Raw genomic sequence first — 25,871 nt, 5'->3', positions numbered from 1 at the left:
GTCAGTCACCCAATACTGTGACTGACACCCTGCTATCGGGAGCAAGCCCCCTCCCACATTTGATCTTTATCGCGCAAGGGATTCGAGGTTGGCCAGGCGGTTTTCGAGGAAGCGTTTCTCGGGGATTTGCTGGGTCAGTGACAGGGCTGTTTCATAAGCCGAACGTGCTTCTTCCACTCGTCCCAACTGCCGGTAAAACTCCCCCCGCGCCGAATGCGCCAAGTGGTAATCCAGCAGCTCTCCACGCGCCAGAATCGTCTCGACCTGCTGTAGCCCCGCCCCCGGCCCCTCGCACATCGCCACCGCTACGGCGCGGTTCAACTCGATCACCGGCGACGGCACTTGCCGAAGCAATACATCGTAAAGCCCGACAATCTGCAACCAGTCGGTGTCCTCGGCGCTGGCCGCCTCGGCGTGCACCGCAGCAATCGCCGCTTGCAGGCAGTATGGCCCGAAACGCCCGGTGGTCAGTGCCTGTTCCACCAGCGCGCAGCCTTCAGCGATCAAGGAGGCGTCCCACAAACCACGGTCCTGCTCCTGCAACAACACCAACTCACCCGCGGCCGAGGTGCGCGCCGCTCGGCGGGATTCATGCAACAGCATCAACGCCAGCAAGCCCATGACTTCCGGCTCCGGCAGCAACTGCGCGAGCAGGCGCGCCAGACGGATGGCTTCGCGGGTCAGCTCTTCGCGGGTGAGATCGGCGCCCATGGACGCCGAATAGCCCTCGTTGAACACCAGGTAAATCACCTGCAATACGCTGTCCAGACGTTCGGGCAACTCCGCCAAAGACGGCACCTGATAGGGGATTTTCGCTTCACGAATCTTGCCCTTGGCGCGCACGATGCGCTGGGCGATGGCGGTGGGCGAAGCCAGAAAAGCGCGGGCAATTTCCTCGGTGGTGAGGTCGCAGATCTCACGCAACGTCAGCGCCGCCTGGGCATCGGCCGCCAACGCCGGGTGACAGCAGGTGAAGATCAGGCGCAGGCGATCGTCTTCCACGTCTTCCTCATTCCACTCAACCGCCTCCAGCGCGTCAGCCTGCTCCTGCAGTAAGGGGGTAAACCGGGCCTGGCGGCGCAGGCGGTCGATGGCTTTGAAGCGGCCGGTGGAGACCAGCCAGGCACGCGGATTGTCCGGCACACCGTCTTGTGGCCAACGCTGCACCGCGACAAAAAACGCTTCGTGCAGGGCCTCTTCGGCGAGGTCGAAATCACCGAGCAAGCGAATCAGCGTCGCGAGTACGCGCCGTGATTCGCTGCGGTAGATCGCCTCGATCGGCAGCGTCAATCGGTCATGCCCTGGGTCACCAGCGTCACCAGGCGGTCCAGGCTCTGGCCCCAGCCATCATGAAACCCCATGGCCTCGTGGGCCTGCTTGTCTTCAGCATTCCAGTGCATGGCGCGAGCGGTGTAGCGGGTTTTACCGTCGAGCTCTTCGAACGTGACCTCGGCGGTCATGAACGGCTTGCCTGAGGGAATCCAGCCAGGCATGAAGGCATCGGTAAACACCAGCCGGTTGGGCGCATCGATTTCCAGAAAAACGCCCTGGGTTGGATACTCACTGCCATCCGGGGCACGCATGAGGGTGCGAAACAGGCCACCGACCCACAGGTTCATTTCGCACTCGGGGGTGGTCATGCCATGCGGTCCCCACCATTGTTTCAATAATTCAGGCGTGGTCCAGGCGCGGAAGACACGACTGCGCGGGGCGTCGATCACGCGGCTGATGGACAGTTCGAAGGGAGCTTGGGTACTCATCGCCAATCCTCTTGGGTTTTTATGATTATGCTGGTCAGAGTTTCAATTCACGCACGGGACGCACTTCCACACTGCCGACCCGCGCCGCCGGAATACCGCCGGCCACCTGGATCGCGTCGTTCAGGTCCCTGGCATCGATCAGGTAGAACCCGGCCAATTGCTCCTTGGTTTCAGCAAACGGCCCATCGGTGATCGACAACTTGCCATTGCGCATGCGCACGGTAGTGGCGGTGGTCACCGACTCCAGCGGCTCGGCGGCAAGCATGCGGCCGCTGGCCTGCACGGACTGCGCGTAGGCGAAACACTCCGGGTCCTGGGGGCTGTCCGGCGAGCTGTGCAACACCTGTTCGTTGCTGTAGATCAGGCAGAGGTATTTCATGTGCGTCTCCATTTGCGGACTCATGACTATAGTTCGGCTCAAGGTTTCAGCTCGAACAAGGCGGCGCCGCTTTGCATATCGAAGGGCGCCGACCAATGCTCATGCACCACCTTCCATTGGCCATCGAGGCGCTGGTAACCGGCCGTCACCCGCATCCAGCACGCCTTCACCACGCCATCCGGCCCGGCACCGCCGCAATGCGCCAGCCAATGGGCAAAGGCGCTATCCGCGGCTTCTACAATGCGCAGTTCATGAAACTCGAAAATACCCGGGCCGGGGCAGTGCTCCATGCAAGCTTCCCAGTGGGCGCGATAGGCAGCCTTGCCCTTGAATTGCAACGCGGCAACGGCGTCGAATGAGACGATATCGTCGGCGTAAAAGCTGACAATCCTGTCGATATCCCGGGCAAGCACGGCTTGCTTCCATTGATCGATCAGAGAGTGGATGGCAGTGCTCATAGTGATACTCCTTTTTTTGTAGGGAGAGGGGTAAACATCACGAAGGACACCCTTAGTCGAATCAGCCCTGGCTCAATCGACAGCCTGCTGAAAAATAATTTAGCCACCTGCAAACCCGTTAGAATCCGCGCCTCTCTGTAGTCTTTGGGATGCACCGCCAATGGAAACCCGCCTCGTCACCTATGAGACGTTGAGCCTTGTGCAAAAACAGCAGCTCAATACCCTGCAAGTGCATCCCGAGCAGTTGGCATTTTCCGGCGATATCGGCTGTGCGCTGAACAGCCTGCTGGTCAATCCCAACCCCGCCGCGATCAAAGGCTTCGCCCTGCTGGCCGACGACCGGCCTGTGGCCTTCATGCTGCTCAAACGCCCACCGTGCCTGCCTCATTGGGCTGATGAACACAGCGCCACGCTGCACGCCTTGCAAGTGGAACGCACCCAGCAAGGACGCGGCTTCGGCAAGGCATGCCTGCACGCGCTGCCGGCAGCGGCGATACGGGCCTGGCCGCAAATCAAGGGCTTGGAGTTGTCGGTGGACACGAACAATGTGGCGGCGATGGGGTTGTATCGGGCGGCTGGATGGGTGGATAGCGGGGAGGCCTACAAGGGCCGGGCTGACTATGAGCGCAGGTTGAGATGGACGTTCAGCCCGTCGATGTAACGTAAACATGACTGTTTGACGGCCAAGTCATGTTTACGTGACATCGATTCACCGCCGCTTCAGGACTTGGTTTCAACCGGCAACCAGATCTCCACCGTCCCCGTGCCCTTGCGCACATCGAAATCCGCGCTATAGCGCTCGAAATCCGCCCCGGCCACCTTGAAGCCCGAGTGCGGCAACCACTCGAACATGATGCGCTCATAGGTCTGCTCAAGCGCTTGCACTGGGCCGTGGTGTGAGAATACGGCGTAGTGATGCGGGGGAATTTCCAGGGTTTCGAAGTTGCCCGGTGCGTCGCCCTTGCTCGGGACTTCCACCCCGGCCATGTAATCGAACTCGCCGTGGTGGGGGTTATGACATACCCCATAGGTCACACCGCCAACGCGCTTCTTGATGTCCTTGATGCAGCTATCAAACAGCTCCCACAACTTGGGGATATCCCCCACGGTAGCTTTTGAATAGCGCCCCTGCACACCCGCAATCACCAGCGCTTTGCCGTCCTCCATGCGTGGCTCGAGCGGTTGTTTTGTCTGCTGATCCATACGAACAGTCTCCTTCTTGTGAGGGAACAAGCCCGCATCGAGTATAGGGGTATATCCGCGCTGCACACCATGCAGAAAATTTTCCTACGCATCTGGACAACCGGCCATCATCAACCGTATTGTCTGCCCCGCAGGCCACCGCAGTGGCCGACGTCGCTCGGACGGTTCCGGGCGCTTACGTACCTCGAGGCAACAATGGCAGACCAAGGTTCGCCGCGCCGCTTTGCGCGCATAGATCGACTCCCCCCCTATGTTTTCAATATCACTGCCGAGCTGAAGATGGCTGCGCGTCGGCGCGGCGAAGACATCATCGACTTGAGCATGGGTAACCCCGACGGCCCTACTCCACCGCACATCGTGGAAAAACTGGTCACCGTCGCCCAGCGTGAAGACACCCACGGCTACTCCACCTCCAAAGGCATTCCGCGCCTGCGCCGCGCCATTTCGCGCTGGTACAAGGACCGTTATGAAGTGGACATCGACCCCGAGTCGGAAGCCATTGTCACCATCGGTTCCAAAGAGGGCCTGGCGCACTTGATGCTGGCCACCCTGGACCAGGGCGATACCGTGCTGGTGCCCAACCCAAGCTACCCGATCCACATCTACGGTGCCGTGATTGCCGGCGCCCAGGTGCGCTCGGTGCCGCTGGTGCCCGGCGTGGATTTCTTCGCCGAACTGGAACGCGCGATTCGCGGCTCGATCCCCAAGCCGAAAATGATGATCCTGGGCTTTCCGTCCAACCCCACCGCGCAGTGCGTGGAGCTGGACTTCTTCGAACGCGTGATCGCCCTGGCCAAGCAGTACGACGTGCTGGTCATCCATGACCTGGCGTATGCCGACATCGTCTACGACGGCTGGAAAGCCCCGTCGATCATGCAGGTGCCGGGCGCCAAGGACATTGCGGTGGAGTTCTTCACCCTGTCCAAGAGCTACAACATGGCCGGCTGGCGCATTGGTTTCATGGTGGGTAACCCGGAACTGGTCAGCGCCCTGGCACGTATCAAGAGTTACCACGACTACGGCACCTTCACCCCGCTGCAAGTGGCGGCGATTGCCGCGCTCGAAGGGGACCAGCAGTGCGTGAAGGATATTGCCGAGCAGTACCGCCAACGCCGCAATGTGCTGGTCAAGGGCCTGCATGAGCTGGGTTGGATGGTGGAAAACCCGAAGGCATCGATGTACGTGTGGGCCAAGATTCCAGAGGCGTATGCCGCCATGGGCTCGCTGGAATTTGCCAAGAAACTGCTGCTGGAGGCGAAGGTATGCGTGTCGCCGGGGATCGGCTTTGGTGAGTATGGGGATGATCACGTGCGCTTTGCACTGATCGAGAACCAGGACCGGATTCGCCAGGCCGTGCGCGGCATTCGCGGGATGTTCAGGGCGGATGGGCTAGCCCCGAAAACCGGCGCCTGACTCGGTCAAAATGTGGGAGGGGGCAAGTCGAATCGTCGCACCGCCCCTCCCACATGTGCATTCGGTTTAACCCCAAGTTCTGGGGTTTAGACCACCAGCGACAACAGCATGATGAAGATCAACGCCACCACCGACAGGATGGTTTCCATCGCCGTCCAGGTCTTGAACGTTTCAGCCACGGTCATATTGAAGTACTGCTTCACCAGCCAGAACCCCGCATCGTTGACGTGAGACAAGATCAACGAACCCGCCCCCGTTGCCAACACCAGCAGCTCACGGTTGACCCCTGGGATCATCCCGACCACCGGCACCACGATCCCGGCGCCAGTAATCGTCGCCACGGTTGCCGAACCGGTTGCCACGCGAATCACCGCCGCCACCAGCCACGCCAGCAGAATCGGGTTGATCTGCGCAGTCACCGCCATATGGCCGATCACGTCACCCACGCCGCTGGTGACCAGCATCTGCTTGAAACCACCACCGGCACCGATGATCAGGATGATCGCGGCGGTCGGAGCCAGGCTGGCGTCGAGCAACTTGAGGATCTGCTTGGAACCAATGCCCTGGCGATGGCCGAAGGTGTACAGCGACAGCAGCAACGCCAGCAACAACGCCGTGATCGGGTGGCCGATCATGTCCATCCAGTTGCGAATGGCATGGCCATCCGGCAGGGCGATGTCAGCGAAGGTTTTGAGCAGCATCAGGAACACCGGCAGCAGCACGGTGATCAGCGTGACGCTGAAGCTGGGCAGCGACTTGTTGTCCGTCTCGCGGGCCAGTTGGTCGACCAACTCCTGGGACGGGTTGCCGGGGATGTACTTGGCGATGAACGTACCGAAGATCGGGCCGGCAATAATGGCCGTCGGCAATGCGACGATCAGGCCGTAGAGGATGGTCTTGCCGATGTCCGCGCCAAACACGCCGATGGCCAGCAACGGACCCGGGTGCGGTGGTACCAGGCCGTGCACCGCCGAGAGGCCGGCGAGCAACGGGATGCCGATCTTGATCAGTGAGACGCCGGTACGCCGGGCGACGATAAACACCAGCGGGATCAGCAACACAAAACCGATCTCGAAGAACAGCGGGATGCCCACCAGGAACGCGGCGAACATCATGGCCCACTGTACCTTCGCCTTGCCGAAGGCACGGATCAGGGTCTGGGCGATCTGATCGGCGCCACCGGATTCGGCCATCATCTTGCCGAGCATGGTGCCCAGCGCGAGGATGATGCCGACAAAGCCGAGCACCCCGCCGAAGCCGTCCTGGAACGCTTTGATGATCTTGTCCACGGGCATGCCCGAGGTCAGGCCGAGGAAACCTGCGGCGATGATCAACGCGATAAAGGGGTGAACTTTGAACCGGGTGATCAAGACGATCAGTCCGATAATGGTGACCACTGCATCTAGCAGCAGGTAGGACTCGTGGGACATGCCAAACATGGGGGGTCTCTCCTGTTTGTTGTTGTTATTAAAGCGGGTGTTGAATTTCCTGCCGGGGATAGCGCTATCTTTTCCGGCAAAAAATTAATGAGTAGGTTCAAAGCCGTGTTGCAGCCACCAGGCATGGGTCTGCCGGGCCAGGGCCTCGACGCTGTCTTCACTGGCGTTGAGCGCCAGGGTCAGCGGTTCGCCCTTCGGCGATTCAAGGGTGGCGAACTGGCTGTCGATCAGGCTGGCCGGCATGAAATGCCCGGGGCGATGGGACACACGGTCGGCGGCCACGGCCCGGGTCAGTTCCAGGAACACAAAACCCAGGCCCGGCGCGGCTTCACGCAGGTGGTCGCGGTATTTCTTTTTAAGCGCCGAACAGGTGAGCACGGGATGCTCGCCGGCCTTGAGTGCGCGGCGCAGTTCATCGCAGAGGATGTCGAGCCAACCGGCACGGTCGTCGTCGTTGAGAGGGTGGCCGGCGCTCATCTTTTCGATGTTGGCGGCAGGGTGAAAGCTGTCGCCTTCAATGGCGGTGGCGCCGTTCAGGCGGCACAGGGCCTCGCTGACGCTGGACTTGCCACAGCCGGAAACACCCATGATGACCAGGGCGGTAACAGGTTGACTCATGAAACACCTCAGGACGCAGATAGCGCTACCTTTGCACGCTGTAAGGCTAGTGCAAAAACAGGCTTTTCCCGCGCCGTCTTGTCTTTTTTTATGGAGTGACGCGTGCATCCTCTCCAGCGATTTGAACGGGATCAGGCAACCCTTCGTTCAAGCATTTGCAGCCTTTTGGAGACAGCGCTACCTTAGTGCCTCGATTTTTGTTTGGCAAGCCGCCTGATGACCTCCAAGAACGATAAAAAAATGCGTACCACGGGTCGCCCGACCCTCAATGAAGTCGCCCGCCTGGCCGGCGTCAGCCCGATTACCGCCTCGCGCGCGCTGCGCGGCATCAGCACCGTGGCCACTGAACTGGTGGAAAAAGTGCAACACGCCGCCAGTGAACTCAATTACGTCGTCAACCCCGCCGCCCGCGCCCTGGCCTCGGCGCAAAGCCATTCGGTGGTGGTGCTGGTGCCGTCGCTGTCCAACCTGTTGTTTATCGAAACCCTCGAAGCCATCCACCAGGTACTGCGGCCCAAGGGCTTTGAAGTACTGATCGGCAACTCCCATTACTCGCGCGATGAAGAAGAAAACCTGCTGCGCAACTACATGGCCTACCAGCCACGGGGTTTGCTGCTGACCGGCTTTGATCGGACTGAAAGCGCGCGACGAATGGTCGAGTCCAGCCAGGTGCCTTGCGTCTACATGATGGACCTGGACCCGCACGCCGGCGTGAACTGCGTGGGGTTTTCACAGTTGGCGGCCGGTGAAACGGCGGCCGCGCATTTACTCTCCCGCGGGCGCAAGCGCCTGGCCTACATCGGCGCGCAACTGGACCAACGCACGTTACTGCGCGGCGAAGGCTTCCGCCGCGCACTGCAACAGGCAGGCCTGTACGACCCGGCGCTGGAGTTGCTGACACCACGCCCCTCCTCCGTGGGCCTGGGCGGCGAGCTGTTCTTGCAGATGCTGGCAAGCCATCCCGATGTGGACGCGATCTTCTTCGGCAACGACGACCTGGCCCAGGGCGCGCTGCTGGAGGCCCTGCGCCACGACATCAAGGTGCCGGAGCGCGTGGCGGTGCTGGGCTTCAACGACTTGCCGGCCTCATCCTTCATGGTGCCGCGCCTGAGCAGCATCAGCACCCCGCGTGAGGCGATCGGGCGACGTGCAGCGGAGCATTTGTTGAGCATCATGGCGGGCAACAAGATCGCCAAGCCGGTAGTGGATATGGGGTTTGAATTGCAGGTGCGGGAAAGCACGTAGGACGCCTGTAGGACACGGCCGACATTGCGCCAGGCGCCTTGCCCGGCTGCCTACGCTTAGGTCAGAATCCGCCGGCTTGTGCGCCTGGAAGGGGGTCTCTAAGGTTTGCCGGTCGCTGAATTTCTCGGTGACCGGGTTTAGTAGCCCATGTTCGGACTTCTCAGTGCACAAGCCTCAGCGAAATGTTTGATGGCGGCTGTGCGTAGGGCACCCTTGGGTGCGCCGGCTTTGGAGTCCACCGGTCTACTAACCTGCGTACAGCTGCCACCCTCGTTTAGTAGCGAAGAGGCGGTGGCCAATTCCTGGACTATCCAATGATCAAAGAAATCGATACGCCGCCAACCACCCTCTTCACCCTCATCCCCGATGTCCCCACCGAAACCCTGCTGATCAACAGCTACGAAACCGTGTGCTCCGTCAGCACCTTGCTGCTTGACCTGTCCGATGACCTTGAAGGCAAACACCGCGATGTCGCCCTGGCCATCCATCAGCTCAGCGAACTGAGTGTGTTGCTGGTGGGCAAAGCCATGGACCAGCACACGCCCCGCTACTGACACGCCCTTTGTAGGAGCGAGCTTGTGTGGCGAGGGAGCTTGCTCCCGCTGGAGTGCGAAGCACTCCCAGACCGGTTGACGAAGTGTATCTGACACATATCGATCGCACGGTTTGGGGCCGCTTCGCAGCCCAGCGGGAGCAAGCTCCCTCGCCACGACAAGCTCGCTACAAGGCATTGCTTGCAAACTGTTTCGTCGTGCTAGATTGGCCTCTCTCCACTGCAAGGGAAGCACCATGGGACACTCACTGAAAATCCTCGGCCGCACGTCCTCCATCAACGTGCGCAAAGTACTGTGGACCTGCCAGGAACTGGGCATCGACTATGTGCGCGAGGACTGGGGCATTGGCTTCAAGCCCACTCAAGCCGCCGAGTTCCTCGCCCTCAACCCCAATGCCCAGGTGCCGGTGCTGATCGATGACCACGGCGTGCTGTGGGAATCCAACACCATCTGCCGCTACCTCGTCGGCCTGTACCAACGCCATGACTTGCTGCCCGCCGAACCCGCCCCCCGCGCCAGGGTGGAGCAATGGATGGACTGGCAAGCCACCGAACTCAACCCCTCCTGGGGTTATGCGTTCCATGCCCTGGTGCGCAAGAACCCGGATTACCAAGACCCGCAACGCCTCAGCGCCGGCGTGCAGGCCTGGAATGACAAAATGGGGCTGCTGGAACAGCAACTGGCCAAAACCGGTGCCTACGTCGCCGGTGATGAATTCACCCTGGCCGATATCCTCGTCGGCCTCTCGGTGCATCGCTGGTGGAACGCGCCGCTGGAGCATCCGCCCTACCCTGCGGTCGCGGCCTACTACCAGCGGCTCAGCCAGCGCCCAGGCTTCCAGGCCTATGCACTCGACGGTCACAACTGATCAATCACGCCATGACGTCCGGAACCACGCCCATGCACTCACCTTCCGCCACCGACGGTATCGACCCGATCCGCGCCGCCCACATCAGCGCGCGCATCGACCGCCTGCCTGCCGTGGCCAGCGTCTGGCGCCTGGTGGCGTTGCTGTCGATCGGTGGTTTTTTCGAGCTGTATGATTTGTTCCAGACCGCCTACATCAGCCCCGGCCTGATCAAGGACGGCCTGTTTGCCACCGGCAGCGGCGGTGTGTTCGGGTTCTCCGATCAGGCCGCGTTCGCCTCGGCGACCTTCCTCGGCCTGTTCCTCGGTGCCAGCCTGCTCAGCCCCATCGCAGACCGCTTCGGGCGACGGGCGATCTTCACCTTTGCATTGATCTGGTACACCGTCGCCACCGTGTTGATGGGCATCCAAACCTCAGCGCTGGGCATCATCTGCATGCGCTTTCTGGTGGGCATTGGCCTGGGCATCGAGCTGGTGACCATCGACGCCTACCTCTCGGAACTGGTGCCCAAACGCATGCGCAGCTCGGCGTTTGCCTTCGCGTTTTTTATCCAGTTCCTGTCGGTGCCGGCGGTGGCGTTGATGTCGTGGTGGCTGGTGCCCCAGGCGCCGTTCGGAGTGGCCGGTTGGCGCTGGGTGGTGCTGTCGAGTGCGGTGTTTGCACTGTTTATCTGGTGGTTGCGTAAACGCTTGCCGGAATCACCCCGCTGGCTCGCCCAGAAAGGTCGATTCGAACAAGCCGATGCAATCATGGACAGCCTGGAGGCACGCTGCCGGAAAGACTACGGTAAACCACTGGACCCACCCGAGCCCGAGGCGGTCAGCGTGCAAGGCAGCGGCCGTTTTGCCGGTATCTGGCAACCGCCCTACCGCCGCCGCGCCTTGATGCTGATCGTGTTCCATGTGTTCCAGGCCATCGGCTTTTTCGGTTTCGGCAACTGGTTGCCGGCGCTGCTCTCGGGCCAGGGCGTCAGCGTGACCCACAGCCTGATGTACGCCTTCATCATCACCCTCGCCTACCCGCTGGGGCCTTTGCTGTTCGTGAAGTTTGCCAACCGGTTTGAAAACAAATGGCAGATCGTCGGCTCGGCCCTGGGCGCGATGCTCTTCGGCAGCCTGTTCGCCCTGCAGACCACGGCGGTGGGGCTGGTGCTCTGCGGGGTGATGATCACCTTCTGCAATGCGTGGCTGAGCTTCAGCTATCACTCGTATCAAAGCGAGCTGTTCCCCACCAACATCCGTGCGCGCGCCGTGGGGTTCTGCTACTCCTTCAGCCGCTTGTCCACGGTGTTCAGCAGCCTGCTGATCGGGTTTATCCTCGAACACCTGGGCACACCGGGGGTACTTGCGTTCATTGCCGGCAGCATGTTGATCGTGATGCTCACCATCGGTGGGTTCGGGCCTCGTACGCGTAACCTGGCGTTGGAGAATATTGCTCACTGATCAGCGGGTTGGACGCTAGGAGCATAGAGCACACGAAACGAACCTTTGATCGTCTGAGCGGGTTGACTGATTGAAGAGCCCTCAAAATCGGCACGCAGAGCACCCGCTTCGGCGAGGCAACGCATCTGCCCTTCGTAATGGGTAGTTTTTATTCCCCCAGGAATCTCGTGCGAGAACATTAACCCGGCCTGTCCCTCTTTTTCGGGATTCTCGACCAGCGTGTAAAATTTTGTGGGGTCGAACTCAAATGTGCTGAATACAGTCAGAGCCGGCAGCCCCTCCTTTGTAGTCCCCATGATTTGGTAATAGCGGCCCGAATAGAAGTGTGTCGCCTCCTCAGTATGAAAGGGTTTGGATTCGTCCGAAAATTGAGCCTTCACATAGACGCTACCAATAGGGTCTCGTTTATCAGTCATTTCATTTCTCCTTGTCCCGGATTAACAACACAGCTGATTCAACGGCAAGTCGAAGCGGTTGAATACTGTGAAATCCCACAGAGAAACGTTTCAGCCAGACAGTCCCCGGCCATTGCCAGTCTGCGGCAACGAATGACCGCTGAACGGACGAAGATTGCCTCTTGGATAAGGCTACGCCCCATAAAACCCGGCCCGTCGCCCCCGGCACACTATTTGCTCCAGCTGTGGCACCGAACATTTGCACAGGTGAGCGATCATGCTGGTTAACAACAACGCCCAAGCCGTATCGACGATCCAACACATCAAGCGCCCCGACATGGACCCCGCCAACGCGGCCGCCAGCACGCTGTACAGCGGCACCCTGCAGGCGGCGCAGCAAAGCGTGACGGTGCCGGCCGCGCAGAAGGACCTGGACAAGGCCAATGACCGTATCGATGAAGCCTTCGCCAAGACCCGCGTACAACTGCAGGCCAGCACGGCAGCGACGAGCGCGACCTCTGACGTGCCGGCCACCGGCTCGACCGGCAAGACCGCCCGTGAAGACTTTAACGACTACATGAGCAAATCGCCGGCCGAACGCATCCGCGAACAGCTCCTCAAGGAGCAGGGTTTGACCGAAGAGGATGTGCAGAAGCTGCCGCAGGAAAAGCAGGACGCGATTTCCAAGGAAGTGGCTGAGCGCATCAAGCAACAGCAGGATCAGCAGGTAGCGGCGAAAACCGCCGACCCACAGGTGCAGGCGGTGAAAGAAACCCTGGCGGCGATCTAAGCCGCACATCGTTGCGTGTAGAAGCGAGCTTGCTCGCGAAAAACCTCAACGATAACGCGGGCTTGCTGGATTGCAGGACGCGGTTCAGTTAACCAGCATGTTCAACAAAGCCTGCGCAGCAGCACCCGGCTCCCGGTTCGGCGGCCCCACCAGGCAGAACTCACGCTGTACCGGGGCCTTGAGCGGCATCACGCGCAACCCCTGGCGTTGAGCCGGCAGGGTCATTTCCGGGACCAGCGTGACACCAATCCCTTCGCGGACCAGGCTGAAGGCGCTGCTCCATTCGCGCACTTCCACGCGGGCATCGCGTAACGCCAACCCGGCCTCGGCGCTCAGGCTGCCGGCGTTGACGGTGCAGCCGCCGGTGGCGAGTACAAAGGGTTGTTCCAGCAATTCCTCCAATGTCACCACCGCTCCGGCCGGGCGCTGGGCCAGTGCATGCTGCGCGGGCACCACCGCTGTCCAATGGTCGCGCCCCAACACCGTGGCCTTGCGCTCGGGCTTGGGGTTGAGCACCACGCCCAAGTCGATCAGCCCGGCGTCAAGCAAGGTATTGACCTCGTCATCCGTGACTTCCAGGGTGGTGACCTCGATGCCGGGATACAGCTGCTTGAAACGCTGCAACAACGGGCTGAGAAAGGTCTGCAGCACGATGGGGAAACTGGCAATGCGCAGTGTCCCACGCAACATGGGCCGGGCTTCATCGACGGTGCTGCGAATCGCCTGCAGCGCGCCCATCATGACTCTCGCCTGTTCGATCACACTCAGCCCCAGTGCGGTGGGCAGCGTCTTGCGTGGCTCACGGGTAAACAGTTGCGCGCCCAGCGTCGCCTCCATCCCGGCCATGGCCTGGCTGGCGGCGGACTGAGTCATGCCCACGCATTGGGCAGCGGCAGTGATGCTGCCATGGTCGGCGACAGCGACCAGCAAGCGCCAGTGCATCAGGTTCATCATGACAGTAGCTGTCCTTATGGCAGGGCTCTGAAGGTTTAATTTTACGCACGGTGCCATGCCCATGAAACTGGCGCAAATCCCACGGAGCTGTCCCCGATGAAACTGTATTACGCCCCCAACGCCTGTTCGCTCGCCCCGCATATCGTATTGCGTGAATTGGCCCTGCCGTTCGAGTTGGTGCAGGTCGACAACAGGGCCAAGATCACTGCCGACGGCGAGGACTTCCTGCAGATCAACCCCAAGGGCTACGTGGCTGCGCTGCAACTGGAGAACGGCCAGGTACTGACCGAAGCCAGCGCGATCCTGCAATACCTGGCCGACCTGAAACCCACGGCCGGCCTGGCTCCCGCCAATGGCAGCTGGGAACGCGTGCGTTTGCAGGAATGGCTGAACTTTACCGCCAGCGAAATTCATGGCGGGCTGGGCGTGTTCTTCAACAGCGCCATCCCGGATGACGTGAAGGCGCTGTTCAAGGCCACGCTGCTCAAGCGCCTTGCGATTCTGGTGCACACCCTGGCGCGTCAGGATTACCTGCTGGGCACCCGATTCTCGGTCGCCGATGCCTACCTGTTCGTGGTGCTGCGTTGGGCGGCCCTTCACACTATCGAGCTGGATCCGGTACTGCAGGCGTTCATGCAGCGCGTGGGTCAGCGCCCGGCGGTCGTTGCCGCACTGGCAATCGAAAATCCATAAGTCGAAATGAAGGCACTCAACACCCGCACATCTGCCGAGCCTGGGCGATCCTGGTCCAGATGGGCCACCTGGTTGCGCACGGTGTCATGGATCTGCCGAGTGCCCTGCCCCAGCCGCAATTCGCCGCGCAGATCCACCGCCTGCGCGGCAACGATCAGTTCGATACTGGCCAGCCACAACACCCGCTCCGTCAACTGGCGGGTCTTGTCCACGACGGCCAGGGCCTGCCCTGCGTAGTCCTCGACGCGATCCGCCACCGGCACAGTCACTGCCGGCAGCGGGTTGGCCAAATGCCCGATCTGCGCCACCAATGCCGAACTGGTGCGCTGCAACGCCGCCATACCGACATGCCCCGGTCGAGCGATCAAGAATCGCGGCAGATCGCTGGAGGCAGGCGACAGCAATTTGGCAATGCGCTCAGCGCTGCACGCCGCCGCTCGATTCAGGGCCAGGCCCAGGCTTTCGGCGGCCAGCGCCAGGTGGGTGCTGTCGAAGTTCGCGGTGGCCAATACCAGCGCCTCTTCGCTGATCAACGCCGGATTGTCGGCACCGCTGCGCAGTTCCAGTTCAATCAGTTCATGCAAGGGGTGCAACGCCTGCTGCGCCGCCCCTTGTACCACCGTGGCACAGCGAAAGCTCAAGGGGTCTTGCAGGCGGCGCGGACTGTCCGCCAACTCACCGCCCGCCAGCAGTTGCAACAAGGCCGCCGACTGCTCGGTTTGCCCCGGTGCCGGCCGCAGGCGCGAGGCCCACGGCTGGAAGGGGCTGAGGTTGGCCCGGTAGCCTTCGCAGGACAACGCCAGCGCGGCCAGCAAAGCCTCTAACGCCCGCTGCGCCTGCGCCACCAGTAACGCGCCCAAGCCGACACTGGCGGCATTGGCGGAGACCAGCGCCAAACCATCTTTACCGGTCAGGGGCACCGACAGCGCCAGGCTCAGGTGCGCCAGCGGCGCCAGGTCGCTCTCGCCCAGCGAGCCGATCAACGGCACATCCGGCTCGACACCGCTATTGAGCAACGCCAGTAAAGCCTGCGCCGCGCCCGGCGAAATACCTGAACGCCCCTGGGCCAACCCGGCCAGACGCGCCGCCATCATTGCACGCAACTCCTGGCGATTGGCAAGGCGCCCTACCCCCACCGCGCGTCCCAGCGGAATGTTCGCCTGCACGGGGGCGACCAACGTATCCACCGCTGCGCCAAGGCCGGTGTTCACCCCATAAATCGGCGTGCCTTCAGCCGCCAGTTTCACCAGCAGGCGGTGGCCTTCATCGATGCGTTGGCGGGCCTGCGCGGTGAAATCCGCCGCTGCATCCTCGCGGGCAATCGCCAGCAAATCCGCAAGTGACAGACCTTGGGGGCCGAGATGAATCATGCCCAACGCAACCGCTGGCCAAGCCCCAACTGCCTGGCTTTTTCCAACAGCGCATGGCCCAGCGCGATATCACTGAGGCTCAGGCCACGGTGCCAGAACAGGATGGTTTCCTCGGGCGTTTCCCGGCCTTTTTTCAAGCCGGCCACGATCTGCCCCAGTTCGGCATGCAGGGTCTGGGCGCTGAGTTTGCCGGCATCCACATGGGCACGCAGTGCACCAAACAGGCCGCCCTTACACTGGCCCCAATCGTCCACCACCAGCTTGCTCATGATGTCGGTGAGCGACAGTTCCACCGCGCTCATGGTGCCGTAGGGCACCACAAACGCGCCGGGCCTGATCCAGTCGGTGCGCAGCAACGGTTCGGGCTGATCCAGGCGAGACGCCTCGACCACGATATCGGCGCCACGCACAGTGGATTCCCAATTCTCGGTGACGATCACCGGTTTGCCCAGGTCCTGGCGCAGGCGTTCGGCAAAGGCTTCGCGGCTTTCACTGCGCCGCGAATGCACGCGGATTTCGTCGAAGTCGAACAGGTGGTCGAGCAGGCGCACATTCCAATACGCGGTGCCACGCGCACCGATGTGCGCCAACACTTTGCTGTCGGGCCGGGCCAGGTACTTGGCGCCGATGGCAGTGATGGCGCCGGTACGCATGTCGGTGATCGCCGAGGCATCGAGGATGGCCTTGGGAATCCCGGTAGCCGGGTCCAGCAGGTTGAGGATCGCCAGTTCAGAGGGCAGCCCCTTGCGATAGTTGTCGACAAAGTCCCCCACCACTTTGACGCCCGCGTAGCCGATATCGCCGCCCAGTACACCGCGCAATACGTTGAAGTGGCCGTTGATCTCGCCGCCGGGAATCAGGTGGGTACGTGGCTCAATCACCGCTTCGCCGCGGCCCTGGATCGCCAGGCTGGCTTCAATGGCGGTAAGGATTTCATCGTTGGTCAGGCCCAGTTCGTCGATATCGAGGCCGTTGAGAAAATCAATGTAGATCGGTTGCATGATCAGGGCGCCTTGAACACGGCTTGCTGCACATCGACCTTCTTCGGGATCAGGCCGTTGGCAAGGAACAGGTCGGCAGTGCGTTGCTGGTTGCCGATGTCGACGGCTTGCAGCGGACGAATCGGCGCGGACGAGCGGTGTTCGAAGTAGCTTTTGACCACCGCCGGTTGCAGGCCCAAGGTCTTGGCCATCAACGCGATACTTTGCTCGGGCTGGTCGAGGGACAGGCGCTGCGCCTTGGCCAGCGTCTTGATGATCGCCCCGATGGACTGCGGGTACTGCCTGGCAAACGGGCTACTGACCACGAAGAAACTGCCCGCAGGATTGAGGCCCTGACCGTCACCCAGCACGCGGGCGCTGCCGTCGATTACCGCAGCGGAATAGTACGGGTCCCACACCACCCACGCGTCGACCTTGCCCTGCTCGAACGCAGCACGCCCGTCCGATGGAGACAGGTACACCACATTCACGTCCTTCCATTGCAAACCCGCACGCAGCAGGCTTTTGAGGAACAGGTTGTGGGCGCTGGAGCCCTTGAGCAGCGCTACACGCTTGCCCTTGAGCTGCGCCACGTTCTGCACGCTGCTGGCTTTGGGCACCAGCACCGCTTCGGTCTTGCCCTCGTTGGGCTCTACGGCAAAGTACTGCAAGTCGATGCCGGCCGCCTGGGCGAAGATCGGCGGGATGTCGCCAATGTTTCCGATGTCCAGGCTGCCGCCGTTCAGCGCTTCGATCAAGGGAGGGCCGCCGAGGAATTCAATCCACTGCACCTGGGTGCCGGGCAGCGCTTCTTCGAAGAGTTTGTGTTCGCGGGCCAGCACCATGCTCACCGAGCTTTTCTGGTAACCGATACGCAAGGTGGCGGGATCGGCCGCCGACACTTGGCCGGCCAGCAGGGAAAGAACCACCGCCGTGAAGACTTTAAGCATTAGAGTGCCTCCTTGATTTTGGTCGCCACAGCCGCCGGAACCCATGGCTGCCAGACCTGCGGATGGTCTTTAAGGAACGCCTCAGCCACCTGGCGTGGCGGTGTGCGTTTCTCGCTCATTTCGCCGAGCACACTGTTGAGCAGGTCAATCGGCAGGTCGACCTTTTCAAACACGCTGACCAATTGCGGGTACTGCGCCTTGAACGGTGCCGAAACGCCGATTGCCAGGCGAGCCGGCATCGAGCGGGTGCCGATGGGGTTGGGGTTTTTCGCGTCGGACAGGGTTTTCCAGGCCTCGGCGTTGAAGGGCGGCTCTTCCAGCTTGACCAGCTTGAAACGGCCCAGCAGCGGCGTGGGCGACCAGTAATAGAACAACACCGGCTTGCCACGACGGATCGATGACGCGACTTCGGCATCCAGCGCCGCACCGGAGCCGGTGCGGAAGTTGACGAAGCTGTCGGTGAGCTTGTAGGCCTTGAGCTTCTGGCTGTTGACGATCTCCGAGGTCCAGCCGGTGGGGCTGTTGAGGAATCGCCCACGGCTTGGGTCTTCGGGGTCGCGGAACACGTCCTTGTAACGCGGCAGGTCGGCCACCGATTTCAGGTCCGGCGCCAGGGGTTTGATGCCCCGCTCGGCATCGCCCTTGATCACGAACTCCGGTACCCACCAGCCTTCGGTGGCGCCTTTTACGGTGTCGCCGAGGCCGAATACTTTGCCTTCGCTTTCTGCCTTGACCCACGCCGGGCTGCGTCCGGCCCACTCTTCGCCGATCACCTGGATATCATCCTTGGCCAGGGCGGCTTCCAGGCTGACGGTGCTGCCCGGCAAGGTGTCGGTGGGCAAGCCGTAGCCTTTCTCGACGATCAGGCGCAGCACCTCGGTGATCAGGCTGCCGCTTTCCCAGGTGATGTCACCGAAGTGAATGGGTTTGACAGCCTCGGCGGCCATGGCCGGCTGCGATAAAACGGCCAGTGCCAGCAGCGAACCACCGAGCAGCGTTTTAAGTCTTTTCATGCACAACCTCGTGGTGAATCATTTTTCAGAACACAGAGAACCCAATGTGGGATTGGAGATCGGTTAAAAGTCATAACTGAGCCGCGTGTAGTAGAACGCCCCTTCCGGCGCCGACGGCGACAGGTAGCTGTATTGCTGGCCAGGGGTCTGGCGCAGGCGAGTGTTGAAGTCATCGGGTTTGCTGTCGAACAGGTTGTTGGCGCCGACGGACACACGCAGTTGCTTGGTGAAGGCGTAGTTCACGTCCAGGTCGGTGGTCCATTGCGCGGCGAAGGTCTGGTCGTATTGCGCGTTGGCTTCGCTGGCGGCGTATTTACGGTACTCGCCGTAGCGGGTTTCGCTGAGGGCGATGGTCCACGCGCCGATGCGGTGGGTCGCGCCCAACACCCACTTGTCTTGCGGGTAGCCGTGCTCCAGGAAACCACGGGCTTCACGGGTGAGAACGTCGAAACCGTTGGGGTTCTCGTGGACCTTCTCGATCGTGGTGCGTGACTGGGTGTAACCGGCCGACAGGCTCAGCGCGCCGTATTGCGCCAGGTCCAGGTTGTACTTGCCGACGATGTCTACTCCGCGCGTGCGCGTGTTGGCCGCGTTGGTCATGAACTGCGCCCAGGTGTATTGGCCAAAGCCTGCCTGTTGCAGAATCTGCTCGGCCCGTGGGCCGGAAATCCCCCCGCTGTAGAGCAGACGGTCACGAATCGAGATCTGATAGGCGTCGATGGTCAGCGAGGCTTGTTCGATCGGACGCAGCACCAGGCCCAAGGAGTAGTTGGTGGACTTTTCAGGCTTGAGCGGCTCGGCGCCCAGGGCACGGGCGGCCGGGTTGTCGGCGGGCAGCATGCGCGTGAGGACCGGGTTGCCGTTGATGTCGACGTTGGTGGTGGTGGTCCACGAGGTGCCGATCTGGCCCAGGGTCGGTGCGCGGAACGAGTTGTTCACCGTGGCGCGCAGGCCCACTTGCGGGGTGAAGTCATAACGCGCCGAAAGCTTGCCGGTGGTGGCCGAGCCGAAGTCCGAGTAGTGCTCGGTACGCCCGGCGATGCCTACCTGGAATTTGTCGGTGAGCTGATGCTCAAGACCGAAATACACGCCGCCCACATCACGCTTGTAGGTGCCGGCGTCGTCCGGTGTCAGGCCAGAGGCTTGTACCGCCCCCACCTGCACGCCGTTGATGCCGCCAAACGAGTAGGACTCATAGTCGCCCTCCTCCAGACGATATTGCTCATGACGGTAGGCAATACCTGCCGAGACTGTCAGAGGATGGCTCGACCAATTGACGTCCAGATCCTTGGCGTAATCCAGGCCGATATTGGTCTGGTCATTGACCAGCGTGGCCACGTCGAATTTGGTCGGGCTGTTCAGACCATAGCTGGGGTTGACGGTGTTGAAGGCCAACTCATCGTGTTTGTCGCGACCGTAGGTGGCACTGAGATCGAAGCGACCCAGGGTCTCGTCCTCAAAGCGGGTACCGACGGTGACTGCGCCGTCTTCGTAGCGATAGCGGTACTTGGGAATGGTGCCGTTGGGGTAGATGCCCGGCACGTTGTTCGGGTTATTGGCCAGCAATGGCGGCGTGTTGTTCACCGACTTGTCCTGGCCGAAAGTGGCGAAGCTGTAGAGGCGCCACTGGTCGTTCAGGCCAATCTCGGCGTTGGCCGCCAGGTTGAATTTATCGCGCCCGGCGCCGCCCCAGCGGGGGTCTTGCACCTGGCCGTTGGCTACATACTGATCGCCAATGTCGGTGGGTTTGTTGTTAAGGGTGTTGAAACTCAAGGTCAGGAAACCGTCCCCCGGCAAGCCCAGGCCGTACCAGCCGTCCGTGCTTTTGCTGAAACCGTCGCCCTGCGCATATTTGCCCAGCTGGGTGTTCACCTGGCCGCCGCTGTCACGTTCCTTGAGCACAATGTTGATCACGCCGGCCACCGCATCCGAACCATATTGAGCCGAGGCGCCATCACGCAGCACTTCGACATGGTCGATGCTGCTGATAGGGATCATGTCCAAGTCCACCGGCTGCGCGCCAATGAACGGCACGCCACCGGAGATGTTCACCACCGCCGAGGCATGCCGGCGCTTGCCGTTGATCAGCACCAACGTCTGGTCCGGCGCCAGGCCGCGCAGGGACGCACCCTTGGGGTTCTGCCCACGGGTGGCGCTCTGGTTCTGCGGGAAGTTGAACGACGGCAGCAGTTGAAAGAGTGCCTGGTTGAGGCTGATGGCGCCGGTCTGCTTGAGTTCTTCGGCGTTGATCACGTCCACCGGGGCCGCGCTGGTGAGTGCAGTGGCGTCACTGCGGCGGGTGCCGATGGCGACCACGCGGTCCAGGGTCGGCGCTTGCGCTGCAGTGGTTTGCACCTTGGCATTGCTGGTGGCGTTTGTGCTCGCGCCCTCCTTGATGATGAACGCACCGTCCGGGCTGACCTGGACTTGCAGGCCGGTGCCCTTGAGCGCGGCGTCCACCGCCTGTTGCGCCGACAGCGAACCGTCCACGCGGGCCGAAGAATAGTTGCCCAGTTGCGGCGTGAACGAGATCACCTGGCCGCTTTGGCGGCTGATGTTGAGCAGCACTTCATCCAGCGGGCCAGGTGCGATGTGGTAGACCTGACGCGCCTCTTCGGCGCTGGCGGTAAACGAGAAAAACAGACTGGCCAATGGCACCAGGGCAAAGGTTCTAAGCGGCACACGGTTGAACTGACTCACTTTGGCTCCCCCCAAGGAAACGCGAGAACGCTGCTCCCCGCAGCGCTTACGCCAGTGATGTGCAACGGCGTGGGGAAACCTTGCAGATCGTTTGGTTATGTCTTTAGAACCCACACTGGATCCCGAAGCGCAGACACAACCCCTGTGGGAGGGGGCTTGCTCCCGATACCGGTGTATCAGTGCCAAGTGCATTGGCTGACACTCCGCAATCGGGAGCAAGCCCCCTCCCACATCAGCGCCATCACGCAGCACTGACGGTCACCCACAAACCGGTGCGGCGGGTGATATGGATCGGCAAGGTCTGCGCCAGGGTGTCGAGTATTTGCTGGGGGTTGTCCAGACGGTATAGGCCACTGACACGTAGACCCGCCACGGCGGGATCCAGGCGCAGCACGCCGTTGTGATAGGGGCGCAGTGCGTCGATGACGTCGGCCAGCGGGCGGTCACGCACTTGCAGGAAGCCATCGACCCAGGCGGTGGCTCCGGTGGAACTGGCCTGCACCGGTCCGAAGCCTGCGCGGTCGTAGCGCACCTCATGGCCGGCAGCGAGTTGCAGGCGCTCACCGTTCTGGCCGTCGATTTGTACCGCACCGTTCAGGGCGACGACTTGGCCCTGCCCTTCACGCTCGCGCACCAGGAAGCGGTTGCCGTGGGCGCGCAGACGCGCCTGGTCGGTGTAGATCAGAAAGGGCCGAATGCGGTCGCTGGCGACCTTGGCCAGTAACTCGCCTTCGCGCAGGCGCACAAGCCGCCGTTGCGGGTCGAACTGGATATCCGCCGTACTTTGCGCATTGAGCAATAACTCGCTGCCATCCTCCAGCGTCACCGTGCGGCGCTCGCCGGTGCCGGTGCGGATATCCGCCGTGAGTTCCATCAACGGCAAACCCAGCGGCTTGGCCAACCACGCAGCGCCGAGCGCGACACCGGCGCCTGCCAGCGCAACCTGCAACACCTGGCGACGGCTGGACGGTGCGTCCAACGCCTGCTGCAACACCTGGCCACTCACCCCCTGCGCCAGGGGCACCTGGAACACGCCAAGGCGTGCTTCCAACTGTTTACACAGCGCGTCGTGGCGCGGGTCGGCGGCACGCCATTGTGCGTAGCGCTGCCAGTCGCCCGCCGTAGCCTGGCCGGAACGCAGCAGCACGTGCCAGCGTGCGGCGCTGTCGATCAATTCGTCGTTCATTCCAGGCACAGCCGCAGGCAACGGTTGAAGGCACGGTTCATGTAGTCGCTGACCGAGCGCTGGGAAATCCCCAGCTCGGCGGCGATTTCCGGGTAAGTCAGGCCATTGAGCTGGGACAGCAGGAAGGTCGCCTTGACCTTGGCCGGCAAGCCGTCGAGCAGCTGGTCAATGGCTTGCAGCGCCTCAAGCATTTGCGCCAGCTCTTGTGCAGACGGCGCAGTTGAAGCTTCGTCGTTATCGAGTGCACTGAGGTAGGCACGCTCCAGATCACGGCGGCGCCACAACTGATACACCAGGCGCTGGGCAATGGTGGTGAGCAAGGCGCGAGGCTGGCGGATGGGTACCACACCCGGCGCACTCAGGAGCTGGACAAAAGTATCGGCGGCGATGTCTTCGGCATGTGCGCGGGAATCGAGGTGACGGTGCAAGCGGCCGCACAGCCAGGCGTAATGACTGCGGAATAACCCGCCCACGTAATCGCTGTGAGAAGTGTCGGCGCCGGACATAGTGGCTCCATCTGAGTAGGTTGCACGTTATGTCCGGTGTTCCGGTGAAACGATCCTAGCAAGGCTGCTTATTCTTTAATAATACTTAAAAAGTATTTTTATATAACCTTATCTTAGATCCGCATAGCCACTGGCAATGGCCTGTCGCTGGTAGTCCAGCAGCACCCTGTAGTCGTCCTCGCTGGCCGCAAGCACTTCCTGCACGCCCAAGGTTTCAGCGACCTGCGGCAAATCTTCCAGCGCCTGATTCATCGCCAGGCGTATTGCCGTGACCTGCGCATCCTGCAAGCCCCACGCGCCGATATAGGGCAGGGTCGGGCTCGGCGCGCTGTGCGCGACGATACGAAGCCCTGCCACTTCCTGCGGTGAGAATCGAGCCAGGTAGTCGTAGGTGACACTGTCGATGGCGGCAAGGTCGGCGCGGTCTTCCCGCAGCCAGCGCAGGCTCTCGCGGTGGGCACCACTGATGTAGACAACGGCGAAGAAACGCCCATCGCGTTGCAACGGTGCCAGGCGCTCACGCAGCAGGTTCATGCCGCTGTTGGAGTCGTGGCCGTTGATCACACCGCGGCTGTTGTAGAAATCCGCCAGGGTGTGGCGAGGGTTATCATCGCGGGTCAGTAGCAGGCTGCAATGTTCGCCGCCACTGCTGTGGGGCAGCTCATAGCGGGGGCGGCCGATCACTCGGACCTGGCCACGCAGTTGGGTCATCAACGGATAGCCGCAGGTTTGCGCCATCAGCAACTGGGGCGCGAGCCATACGCCAGGCAAGTCAAGGTGGTCGGCGTTGAGACGACGCAGCGCCAGGTGCTCGAAGATGCGCGTCAGCCACTGGTCATTGGCCTGCCGGATCGCCTCGGGCGCGACATACATCCGCAGTTCGGCATAGTGCTCACTCATCGTCATCTCTCACGCAAAAGGGTGCCGGGGGCTATCGATGGCCTTGAGGCCATGGCGGCTGATCAACTCACCGTAGCCTTGCACCAGGAAACCACCGCTGCGGGCCACCCATTGATCACGCCGCGCACGGTAGACCGTGGGCAGCAAGTACCAGGGCAGTTTCGGCAAGTCGTGATGCACCTGGTGCAGGTTGTTGTTGAGGAACAGCCAGGTCCACGGCCAGGACGCTTCGTTGAGGACGGTGCGCTGCTCCGGTTGCGGATGCGGGCGGTGTTCATAGTAGGAACGGATCGAGGCCAGGGACAAGGCTGGCACACTGACCAGCAGCAGGTAGTGCCACACCGACAGCGCGCTGTAGTGGGCGATAAAACTCAGCATCAGCACGGTAACGCCGCCGTGGGCCAGCCACATGGGCCAGACCTGGGGCAGGCGTTGGAACTCGTGACGGGCCAGCCGGCCAATCGTCAAGGGCGCCGCCAGCAGAAAGCGGCCGAGCACGGTCTTGGTCAGCCAATGCACGCCACGTTCCAATAGCACACTGTTGTCCCATTGCCGCTGGGTGAGGTAGCGGCTTTCCGGGTCGATGCCGGGCAAGGTCAGGTCTTCATCGTTGTGGTGCAGCAGATGGCTGTCGCGATACAGCGTATAGGGATACCACACGGCAAACGGCGCGTAGCCGAGAATCTTATTGAACAGCGGCGATCGGGTGGGGTGGCCATGAAGCAGTTCATGTTGCACCGATAGCCACAGCGTCACGAGCGGAATCAGCAACAGCGTACTCAACCACCGGCCCAGCCAGTGGCTGCCGAACATCACAACGAACCATCCAGCGTACACGCCGATCAACAACAGCCAGGTCGGCCATTCGGTTCTGACGGTGAAGGTGTTGGCCAGGGCTTCGATTTCCCGGCGTTGGGTCGGATCAAGGTAATGGGCCATAGGCAGCTCGGAGCAGGTGTTTCCTGCTCTGTGCAATGAGCCGCAAAAATCTTGCAGATCATTGGGTGCTGAGCTTAGAAGCAAACGCATCAAGCGCTACAATCGCCGCCCTCGCCCTCTCACTGGTTTGAACATGCTTATCCAATTGCTCGCAGAACCCCTGTGGCCGCTGCTGAACAAGTTTTATCGCAGCCACAATTCGTCGATGAAGGCGCTCAAGGGCGGGCGTCTATGGGTGGCGCGGGACAGCGAAATCGTTGCCGGTCTATGCCTGACGCCGATGGCCGGCGGGCAGTGGCTGACCGGCGTGTTCGTAGACCCGGCGTATCGTGGCCAGGGGTTGGCCACGAAACTGATTCTCGAAGCGGTGGCAGCGTGCGAAGGCAGCGTGTGGTTGCTGTGTCATCCGGACCTGGAAGGCCTGTACCAACGCATGGGCTTCACCCAGGACACACTGCTGCCGCAGTCCCTCAGCGAACGGCTGGTGCGCTACAAGCGCAACAAGCCGATGATCGCGATGGGCTTGGATCGTGGGTGATGCGTGATCGGTGCGTCCCCGGTCTTGTATCAGGCCGTCAGTCGTCGGCGGCGGGGTCCATATCGGGAAACATCACCTCGATAAAGCCGAATTTGCTGAAGTCGGTAATCCGCGACGGGTACAACCGGCCGATCAGGTGGTCGCATTCGTGCTGCACCACCCGCGCGTGGAACCCATCGGCAAACCGCACAATCGGCTCGCCCTTGGGGTCGAAACCTTCGTAGCGAATCTGTTGGTAACGGTTCACCGCGCCCCGCAAGCCTGGCACCGACAGGCAGCCCTCATAACCCTCTTCCAGCACCGGGCTGAGCGGCGTGATCAACGGGTTGATCAGGATGGTCTGGGGTACCGGCGGCGCGTCCGGGTAGCGTTCACTGGCCTCGAAACCAAAGATCACCAGTTGCAGGTCGACACCAATCTGCGGCGCGGCAAGGCCGACACCGCCGACGTGTTCCATGGTCTGGAACATGTCGTCGATCAGTTGCCACAGCTCGGGGCTGTCGAACATTTCCGGTGGCACCGGTGGCGCGATACGCAGCAGGCGCTCGTCGCCCATTTTCAGGATTTCACGGATCATC

The 25,871-nt window shown here is 61.7% G+C and carries 28 protein-coding genes; 9 read left to right on the top strand and 19 right to left on the bottom strand.

All coding sequences use genetic code 11. From position 1 onward, the window contains the following. Positions 1 to 66: 66 nt before the first annotated feature. From ACQRBT_RS14085 to ACQRBT_RS14070, 4 genes are read right to left on the bottom strand one after another with little or no spacing between them, the layout of a single operon-like run. Positions 67 to 1,290, bottom strand: a complete 1,224-nt coding sequence (locus ACQRBT_RS14085) for an RNA polymerase sigma factor (RefSeq protein ID WP_244700283.1) — start codon at positions 1,288 to 1,290, stop codon at positions 67 to 69. Continuing rightward, entirely contained in the window at positions 1,287 to 1,760 is a 474-nt protein-coding gene (locus tag ACQRBT_RS14080) for an SRPBCC family protein (protein WP_161549336.1), read from the bottom strand. Before ACQRBT_RS14080 ends, ACQRBT_RS14085 begins: the two co-directional genes overlap by 4 nt. Positions 1,761 to 1,794: 34 nt before the next feature. Beyond that, positions 1,795 to 2,139: a YciI family protein gene (locus ACQRBT_RS14075; RefSeq protein WP_060754082.1), complete on the bottom strand. Its 345-nt coding sequence runs from the start codon at positions 2,137 to 2,139 to the stop codon at positions 1,795 to 1,797. 38 nt (positions 2,140 to 2,177) lie between these two features. After that, complete coding sequence (locus ACQRBT_RS14070; RefSeq protein WP_412047388.1) at positions 2,178 to 2,597, bottom strand: YybH family protein; 420 nt, start codon at positions 2,595 to 2,597, stop codon at positions 2,178 to 2,180. A gap of 160 nt (positions 2,598 to 2,757) precedes the next feature. Between ACQRBT_RS14070 and ACQRBT_RS14065 the strand changes: the two genes are divergently transcribed. Beyond that, positions 2,758 to 3,258 (top strand): GNAT family N-acetyltransferase, encoded by a 501-nt coding sequence (locus tag ACQRBT_RS14065; RefSeq protein WP_412047389.1) that lies wholly within the window; start codon positions 2,758 to 2,760, stop codon positions 3,256 to 3,258. Positions 3,259 to 3,317: 59 nt separating this feature from the next. On the opposite strand, the gene ACQRBT_RS14060 is transcribed toward ACQRBT_RS14065, so the two are convergent. Next, positions 3,318 to 3,800 (bottom strand): GyrI-like domain-containing protein, encoded by a 483-nt coding sequence (locus tag ACQRBT_RS14060; RefSeq protein ID WP_060754085.1) that lies wholly within the window; start codon positions 3,798 to 3,800, stop codon positions 3,318 to 3,320. A gap of 195 nt (positions 3,801 to 3,995) precedes the next feature. Between ACQRBT_RS14060 and alaC the strand changes: the two genes are divergently transcribed. Further along, complete coding sequence (gene alaC / locus ACQRBT_RS14055; RefSeq protein WP_104994636.1) at positions 3,996 to 5,213, top strand: alanine transaminase; 1,218 nt, start codon at positions 3,996 to 3,998, stop codon at positions 5,211 to 5,213. Positions 5,214 to 5,299: 86 nt separating this feature from the next. On the opposite strand, the gene ACQRBT_RS14050 is transcribed toward alaC, so the two are convergent. Together ACQRBT_RS14050 and ACQRBT_RS14045 are read right to left on the bottom strand one after the other, a co-directional pair. Beyond that, positions 5,300 to 6,652, bottom strand: coding sequence for a GntP family permease (locus ACQRBT_RS14050; RefSeq protein ID WP_060754087.1), 1,353 nt, complete (start codon positions 6,650 to 6,652; stop codon positions 5,300 to 5,302). A gap of 84 nt (positions 6,653 to 6,736) precedes the next feature. Continuing rightward, on the bottom strand, positions 6,737 to 7,270 hold the full coding sequence (locus ACQRBT_RS14045; protein ID WP_060754088.1) for a gluconokinase: 534 nt from the start codon (positions 7,268 to 7,270) through the stop codon (positions 6,737 to 6,739). Positions 7,271 to 7,483: 213 nt separating this feature from the next. Between ACQRBT_RS14045 and ACQRBT_RS14040 the strand changes: the two genes are divergently transcribed. The 4 genes from ACQRBT_RS14040 to ACQRBT_RS14025 all read left to right on the top strand — a co-directional run bounded on the left by ACQRBT_RS14040 (position 7,484) and on the right by ACQRBT_RS14025 (position 11,379). Beyond that, positions 7,484 to 8,515 carry a LacI family DNA-binding transcriptional regulator gene (locus ACQRBT_RS14040; protein WP_205344763.1) on the top strand — a complete coding sequence of 344 codons (1,032 nt, stop codon included), beginning with the start codon at positions 7,484 to 7,486 and terminating at the stop codon, positions 8,513 to 8,515. Between the two features lie 314 nt (positions 8,516 to 8,829). Continuing rightward, complete coding sequence (locus ACQRBT_RS14035) at positions 8,830 to 9,069, top strand: DUF6124 family protein (RefSeq protein WP_060754090.1); 240 nt, start codon at positions 8,830 to 8,832, stop codon at positions 9,067 to 9,069. 235 nt (positions 9,070 to 9,304) lie between these two features. Then, positions 9,305 to 9,937, top strand: a complete 633-nt coding sequence (locus tag ACQRBT_RS14030) for a glutathione S-transferase family protein (RefSeq protein WP_104994639.1) — start codon at positions 9,305 to 9,307, stop codon at positions 9,935 to 9,937. Between the two features lie 32 nt (positions 9,938 to 9,969). Continuing rightward, positions 9,970 to 11,379: an MFS transporter gene (locus ACQRBT_RS14025; protein WP_412047390.1), complete on the top strand. Its 1,410-nt coding sequence runs from the start codon at positions 9,970 to 9,972 to the stop codon at positions 11,377 to 11,379. Here ACQRBT_RS14025 and ACQRBT_RS14020 read toward each other — a convergent pair. After that, on the bottom strand, positions 11,373 to 11,795 hold the full coding sequence (locus tag ACQRBT_RS14020) for a hypothetical protein (protein ID WP_244700300.1): 423 nt from the start codon (positions 11,793 to 11,795) through the stop codon (positions 11,373 to 11,375). The genes ACQRBT_RS14025 and ACQRBT_RS14020 overlap by 7 nt on opposite strands. Positions 11,796 to 12,051: 256 nt before the next feature. Between ACQRBT_RS14020 and ACQRBT_RS14015 the strand changes: the two genes are divergently transcribed. Next, a complete protein-coding gene (locus ACQRBT_RS14015; RefSeq protein ID WP_244700303.1) occupies positions 12,052 to 12,564 on the top strand; it encodes a hypothetical protein in 513 nt (170 codons plus the stop codon). A gap of 84 nt (positions 12,565 to 12,648) precedes the next feature. On the opposite strand, the gene ACQRBT_RS14010 is transcribed toward ACQRBT_RS14015, so the two are convergent. Continuing rightward, a complete protein-coding gene (locus ACQRBT_RS14010; protein ID WP_090368982.1) occupies positions 12,649 to 13,518 on the bottom strand; it encodes a LysR family transcriptional regulator in 870 nt (289 codons plus the stop codon). A gap of 96 nt (positions 13,519 to 13,614) precedes the next feature. Between ACQRBT_RS14010 and gstA the strand changes: the two genes are divergently transcribed. Next, complete coding sequence (gene gstA / locus ACQRBT_RS14005) at positions 13,615 to 14,211, top strand: glutathione transferase GstA (RefSeq protein WP_244700306.1); 597 nt, start codon at positions 13,615 to 13,617, stop codon at positions 14,209 to 14,211. Here the strand turns inward: gstA and ACQRBT_RS14000 are convergent. The 9 genes from ACQRBT_RS14000 to ACQRBT_RS13960 all read right to left on the bottom strand — a co-directional run bounded on the left by ACQRBT_RS14000 (position 14,166) and on the right by ACQRBT_RS13960 (position 24,755). Then, on the bottom strand, positions 14,166 to 15,581 hold the full coding sequence (locus ACQRBT_RS14000; protein WP_412047391.1) for an aromatic amino acid lyase: 1,416 nt from the start codon (positions 15,579 to 15,581) through the stop codon (positions 14,166 to 14,168). The two genes, gstA and ACQRBT_RS14000, sit on opposite strands and share 46 nt — an antisense overlap. Then, positions 15,578 to 16,582 carry an ornithine cyclodeaminase family protein gene (locus ACQRBT_RS13995; RefSeq protein WP_412047392.1) on the bottom strand — a complete coding sequence of 335 codons (1,005 nt, stop codon included), beginning with the start codon at positions 16,580 to 16,582 and terminating at the stop codon, positions 15,578 to 15,580. The genes ACQRBT_RS14000 and ACQRBT_RS13995 overlap by 4 nt, the downstream gene beginning before the upstream one ends. A gap of 2 nt (positions 16,583 to 16,584) precedes the next feature. Further along, positions 16,585 to 17,511: an aliphatic sulfonate ABC transporter substrate-binding protein gene (locus ACQRBT_RS13990; RefSeq protein ID WP_412047393.1), complete on the bottom strand. Its 927-nt coding sequence runs from the start codon at positions 17,509 to 17,511 to the stop codon at positions 16,585 to 16,587. Further along, a complete protein-coding gene (locus tag ACQRBT_RS13985) occupies positions 17,511 to 18,524 on the bottom strand; it encodes an ABC transporter substrate-binding protein (protein WP_060754098.1) in 1,014 nt (337 codons plus the stop codon). Before ACQRBT_RS13985 ends, ACQRBT_RS13990 begins: the two co-directional genes overlap by 1 nt. Positions 18,525 to 18,587: 63 nt before the next feature. Beyond that, the gene (locus ACQRBT_RS13980) at positions 18,588 to 21,224 is read right to left on the bottom strand and encodes a TonB-dependent receptor domain-containing protein (protein WP_412047394.1); all 2,637 of its coding nucleotides are present in this window, start codon (positions 21,222 to 21,224) and stop codon (positions 18,588 to 18,590) included. A gap of 241 nt (positions 21,225 to 21,465) precedes the next feature. After that, the gene (locus tag ACQRBT_RS13975; protein WP_412047395.1) at positions 21,466 to 22,410 is read right to left on the bottom strand and encodes a FecR domain-containing protein; all 945 of its coding nucleotides are present in this window, start codon (positions 22,408 to 22,410) and stop codon (positions 21,466 to 21,468) included. Then, positions 22,407 to 22,916 carry a sigma-70 family RNA polymerase sigma factor gene (locus ACQRBT_RS13970; RefSeq protein ID WP_090368967.1) on the bottom strand — a complete coding sequence of 170 codons (510 nt, stop codon included), beginning with the start codon at positions 22,914 to 22,916 and terminating at the stop codon, positions 22,407 to 22,409. The genes ACQRBT_RS13975 and ACQRBT_RS13970 overlap by 4 nt, the downstream gene beginning before the upstream one ends. Before the next feature lie 108 nt (positions 22,917 to 23,024). Further along, positions 23,025 to 23,816, bottom strand: a complete 792-nt coding sequence (locus ACQRBT_RS13965; RefSeq protein ID WP_412047396.1) for a phosphate/phosphite/phosphonate ABC transporter substrate-binding protein — start codon at positions 23,814 to 23,816, stop codon at positions 23,025 to 23,027. A 9-nt stretch (positions 23,817 to 23,825) separates the two neighbouring features. Next, positions 23,826 to 24,755 carry a fatty acid desaturase gene (locus ACQRBT_RS13960; protein WP_412047397.1) on the bottom strand — a complete coding sequence of 310 codons (930 nt, stop codon included), beginning with the start codon at positions 24,753 to 24,755 and terminating at the stop codon, positions 23,826 to 23,828. 133 nt (positions 24,756 to 24,888) lie between these two features. Between ACQRBT_RS13960 and ACQRBT_RS13955 the strand changes: the two genes are divergently transcribed. Beyond that, a complete protein-coding gene (locus ACQRBT_RS13955) occupies positions 24,889 to 25,293 on the top strand; it encodes a GNAT family N-acetyltransferase (RefSeq protein WP_412047398.1) in 405 nt (134 codons plus the stop codon). Between the two features lie 37 nt (positions 25,294 to 25,330). On the opposite strand, the gene def is transcribed toward ACQRBT_RS13955, so the two are convergent. After that, positions 25,331 to 25,870: a peptide deformylase gene (gene def, locus ACQRBT_RS13950; protein ID WP_060754105.1), complete on the bottom strand. Its 540-nt coding sequence runs from the start codon at positions 25,868 to 25,870 to the stop codon at positions 25,331 to 25,333. Position 25,871: the final 1 nt, after the last annotated feature.

It is taken from the genome of Pseudomonas sp. R19M (assembly GCF_050312585.1).
GTDB classification, from domain to species: Bacteria; Pseudomonadota; Gammaproteobacteria; order Pseudomonadales; family Pseudomonadaceae; genus Aquipseudomonas; species Aquipseudomonas palleroniana.
The sequence above is the reverse complement of the archived record's forward strand: the minus strand, read 5'-3'. Positions and strand labels throughout refer to the sequence as shown.

What these genes read in the sequence shown, in the direction of transcription:
- ACQRBT_RS14080 (WP_161549336.1), bottom strand. Translation starts at nt 1,760, where the DNA reads ATGAGTACCCAAGCTCCCTTCGAACTGTCCATCAGCCGCGTGATCGAC.
- ACQRBT_RS14075 (WP_060754082.1), bottom strand. Translation starts at nt 2,139, where the DNA reads ATGAAATACCTCTGCCTGATCTACAGCAACGAACAGGTGTTGCACAGC.
- ACQRBT_RS14070 (WP_412047388.1), bottom strand. Translation starts at nt 2,597, where the DNA reads ATGAGCACTGCCATCCACTCTCTGATCGATCAATGGAAGCAAGCCGTG.
- ACQRBT_RS14065 (WP_412047389.1), top strand. Translation starts at nt 2,758, where the DNA reads ATGGAAACCCGCCTCGTCACCTATGAGACGTTGAGCCTTGTGCAAAAA.
- ACQRBT_RS14060 (WP_060754085.1), bottom strand. Translation starts at nt 3,800, where the DNA reads ATGGATCAGCAGACAAAACAACCGCTCGAGCCACGCATGGAGGACGGC.
- alaC (WP_104994636.1), top strand. Translation starts at nt 3,996, where the DNA reads ATGGCAGACCAAGGTTCGCCGCGCCGCTTTGCGCGCATAGATCGACTC.
- ACQRBT_RS14050 (WP_060754087.1), bottom strand. Translation starts at nt 6,652, where the DNA reads ATGTTTGGCATGTCCCACGAGTCCTACCTGCTGCTAGATGCAGTGGTC.
- ACQRBT_RS14045 (WP_060754088.1), bottom strand. Translation starts at nt 7,270, where the DNA reads ATGAGTCAACCTGTTACCGCCCTGGTCATCATGGGTGTTTCCGGCTGT.
- ACQRBT_RS14035 (WP_060754090.1), top strand. Translation starts at nt 8,830, where the DNA reads ATGATCAAAGAAATCGATACGCCGCCAACCACCCTCTTCACCCTCATC.
- ACQRBT_RS14030 (WP_104994639.1), top strand. Translation starts at nt 9,305, where the DNA reads ATGGGACACTCACTGAAAATCCTCGGCCGCACGTCCTCCATCAACGTG.
- ACQRBT_RS14025 (WP_412047390.1), top strand. Translation starts at nt 9,970, where the DNA reads ATGCACTCACCTTCCGCCACCGACGGTATCGACCCGATCCGCGCCGCC.
- ACQRBT_RS14020 (WP_244700300.1), bottom strand. Translation starts at nt 11,795, where the DNA reads ATGACTGATAAACGAGACCCTATTGGTAGCGTCTATGTGAAGGCTCAA.
- ACQRBT_RS14015 (WP_244700303.1), top strand. Translation starts at nt 12,052, where the DNA reads ATGCTGGTTAACAACAACGCCCAAGCCGTATCGACGATCCAACACATC.
- ACQRBT_RS14010 (WP_090368982.1), bottom strand. Translation starts at nt 13,518, where the DNA reads ATGATGAACCTGATGCACTGGCGCTTGCTGGTCGCTGTCGCCGACCAT.
- gstA (WP_244700306.1), top strand. Translation starts at nt 13,615, where the DNA reads ATGAAACTGTATTACGCCCCCAACGCCTGTTCGCTCGCCCCGCATATC.
- ACQRBT_RS14000 (WP_412047391.1), bottom strand. Translation starts at nt 15,581, where the DNA reads ATGATTCATCTCGGCCCCCAAGGTCTGTCACTTGCGGATTTGCTGGCG.
- ACQRBT_RS13995 (WP_412047392.1), bottom strand. Translation starts at nt 16,582, where the DNA reads ATGCAACCGATCTACATTGATTTTCTCAACGGCCTCGATATCGACGAA.
- ACQRBT_RS13990 (WP_412047393.1), bottom strand. Translation starts at nt 17,511, where the DNA reads ATGCTTAAAGTCTTCACGGCGGTGGTTCTTTCCCTGCTGGCCGGCCAA.
- ACQRBT_RS13985 (WP_060754098.1), bottom strand. Translation starts at nt 18,524, where the DNA reads ATGAAAAGACTTAAAACGCTGCTCGGTGGTTCGCTGCTGGCACTGGCC.
- ACQRBT_RS13975 (WP_412047395.1), bottom strand. Translation starts at nt 22,410, where the DNA reads ATGAACGACGAATTGATCGACAGCGCCGCACGCTGGCACGTGCTGCTG.
- ACQRBT_RS13970 (WP_090368967.1), bottom strand. Translation starts at nt 22,916, where the DNA reads ATGTCCGGCGCCGACACTTCTCACAGCGATTACGTGGGCGGGTTATTC.
- ACQRBT_RS13965 (WP_412047396.1), bottom strand. Translation starts at nt 23,816, where the DNA reads ATGAGTGAGCACTATGCCGAACTGCGGATGTATGTCGCGCCCGAGGCG.
- ACQRBT_RS13960 (WP_412047397.1), bottom strand. Translation starts at nt 24,755, where the DNA reads ATGGCCCATTACCTTGATCCGACCCAACGCCGGGAAATCGAAGCCCTG.
- ACQRBT_RS13955 (WP_412047398.1), top strand. Translation starts at nt 24,889, where the DNA reads ATGCTTATCCAATTGCTCGCAGAACCCCTGTGGCCGCTGCTGAACAAG.
- def (WP_060754105.1), bottom strand. Translation starts at nt 25,870, where the DNA reads ATGATCCGTGAAATCCTGAAAATGGGCGACGAGCGCCTGCTGCGTATC.